The organism is Neolewinella persica DSM 23188 (assembly GCF_000373105.1).
In the GTDB taxonomy this organism is placed as follows: Bacteria; Bacteroidota; Bacteroidia; order Chitinophagales; family Saprospiraceae; genus Neolewinella; species Neolewinella persica.
This window is the reverse complement of sequence record NZ_KB890487.1, coordinates 1-1,925: the sequence shown is the minus strand read 5'-3', so window position 1 is coordinate 1,925 and position 1,925 is coordinate 1. Positions and strand designations below refer to the sequence as shown.

Annotated in this window: 1 protein-coding gene; it reads right to left on the bottom strand. The window is 50.8% G+C overall.

Annotation, left to right across the window (positions count from 1 at the left end; genetic code table 11):
• Window positions 1-1,925: SdrD B-like domain-containing protein (locus B036_RS0125710; RefSeq protein WP_026232355.1), on the bottom strand; the 1,925-nt coding region annotated here is incomplete at both ends.

Genomic DNA, 1,925 nt, shown 5'->3' with positions numbered 1-1,925 from the left:
GATCCTTCGTTGGTCACCGTGATGTCGTAAGACACCGTGGAGCCCTGGGTGTAAGGAGCAGAAGAAGTCACGGACTTGGCAAGGGCAAGGTCGTAACGTTGTCCTACTTCGATCTGCGCACCGTCGTGGTTGTCTTCATCCGTGGCAGCAACACCGTCGCCCGGTGTACCCGTTCCGTTACCGTCGACGAAGTCGTCAGCGGGGGAATTTGGCTGGCCACCGGCATCATTGGTGTTATCCTGATCTTCAGGAGAATCGACGTCATCCAGGTTCAATGCATTATCACTTCTGCTGATTTCAGCAAAGTTGTTAATACTGGTACCCTGGAAGGTCGCTCCGATCTGGAAACTGATCGTTACCGTAGCGGTTCCGCCATTGGCGGCAATCGGACCGGCAATCGTACGCGTCACCAGTGAACCGGATTGTGCCCAGGCACCGTCCGTCAGGTTCAGACCCGTTGGAAGGTAATCCGTCAGTTCAACGTTGGTCGCATCGATAGAGCCCTGGTTGATTACTTCCAATTGGTAAGTAACCGTAGAGCCCTGCGTGTAAGGACCGGCACTGATCGTCGTCTTGCGAAGCGCAAGGTCGAATACCTGTTCGATGGTAATGTCAACATTGTCTTCATCATCATCGTCCGGATCGTTATCGCCATCTTCATCAAAATCGGGTCCGGTTTCCGGATCGGAGTCAATATCATAGAATGGACCATCCTCGGTAATTTCCGCAGCGTTATTCAGGGTCGTCCCCTGGAAGTTAGTACCAATAGTGTAGTTCAGTGTTACCGTTACAGCACCACCATTTGGTAGTGAGGCAACAGTAAAGCCACCGTTACCAGTGCTGGTAATACCTGCCTGAGGCGTAATGCTGGAGAATACCAGGCCGGGTTGCGGCGTATCGGTAATTTCTACATTGGCCGCATCAATATCACCTTCGTTGGTGACCGTTACAATGTAAGTAACGGTGCTTCCTTGTTGGTAAGGGCCAACGGACACAACGTTCTTATCGAGTGCAAGATCAAAGAGTGGCAGATCACCACAAGCGTCATCACTGTCATCTACAGAACCATCGCTGTTAACGTCCAGCTCTGCCAGGTTGTAGAGTCCTTCTCCAGGGAGGCCATTTCCGTTTGGCCCGCCAGTACCACATTCTGTGTAGATGTTGTCACCGCCATCGGTAGACGTCAAGCGGGTATCGAGGGTTACGTTGTAAACCAGGGTAAAGGTTTCCGTTGCATCCGCTGCGATCATGTTGTTGGTCGTCAGGGTGGTTGCTCCCATAACTTCCAATGCACCTGCGTCCGCGCCTGAGTAACTTCCAGAATTGATGGTTACGTCGTCGTCGAAAGATGGCGTATCGATTACTGAGTAAGTGCCGATACCACCAGTGTTGATGACATCAACCGTGTAGGTTACGTTGTAAGTACCGTTAGGCAGTGGAACCGCAGACACGAATGTTTTCTCGATTTCAATGCTTGGTACCCGTTGGATACCTGCATCAAGATCTTCGTTGTTATCACCACTTTCAAGGACAACCGGATCGGTCATACCATTCATAGCAGGATCAGCGTCGCTGTCGTTGGTCTCATTTGACCCAATAGCACCAAGCGTGGTATAAGTGTAGCCGCCAGGCAGCACAAATTGAACACTGTAAGTTCCTGGAGTAAGGTCAGTGAATTCGTAGAATCCACCATTCATGGTCATAGTCATTCCAATGACATTACCGTTGTCATCTTTCAGATTAACGGTTACCCCGTCAATACCGGCAGAAGCTGGTTCATCGTTGATGCCATTTCCGTTGGTGTCTTCCCAAACGTAGTCACCCAGCGAAGCATTCATGTAGAAGCCAGCATCGTTAGTATCGTCATTCTCACCAGATACCAGGTTGATAACGCCCGTTTGGCCACCGACTGCGTCGCTGTCCAT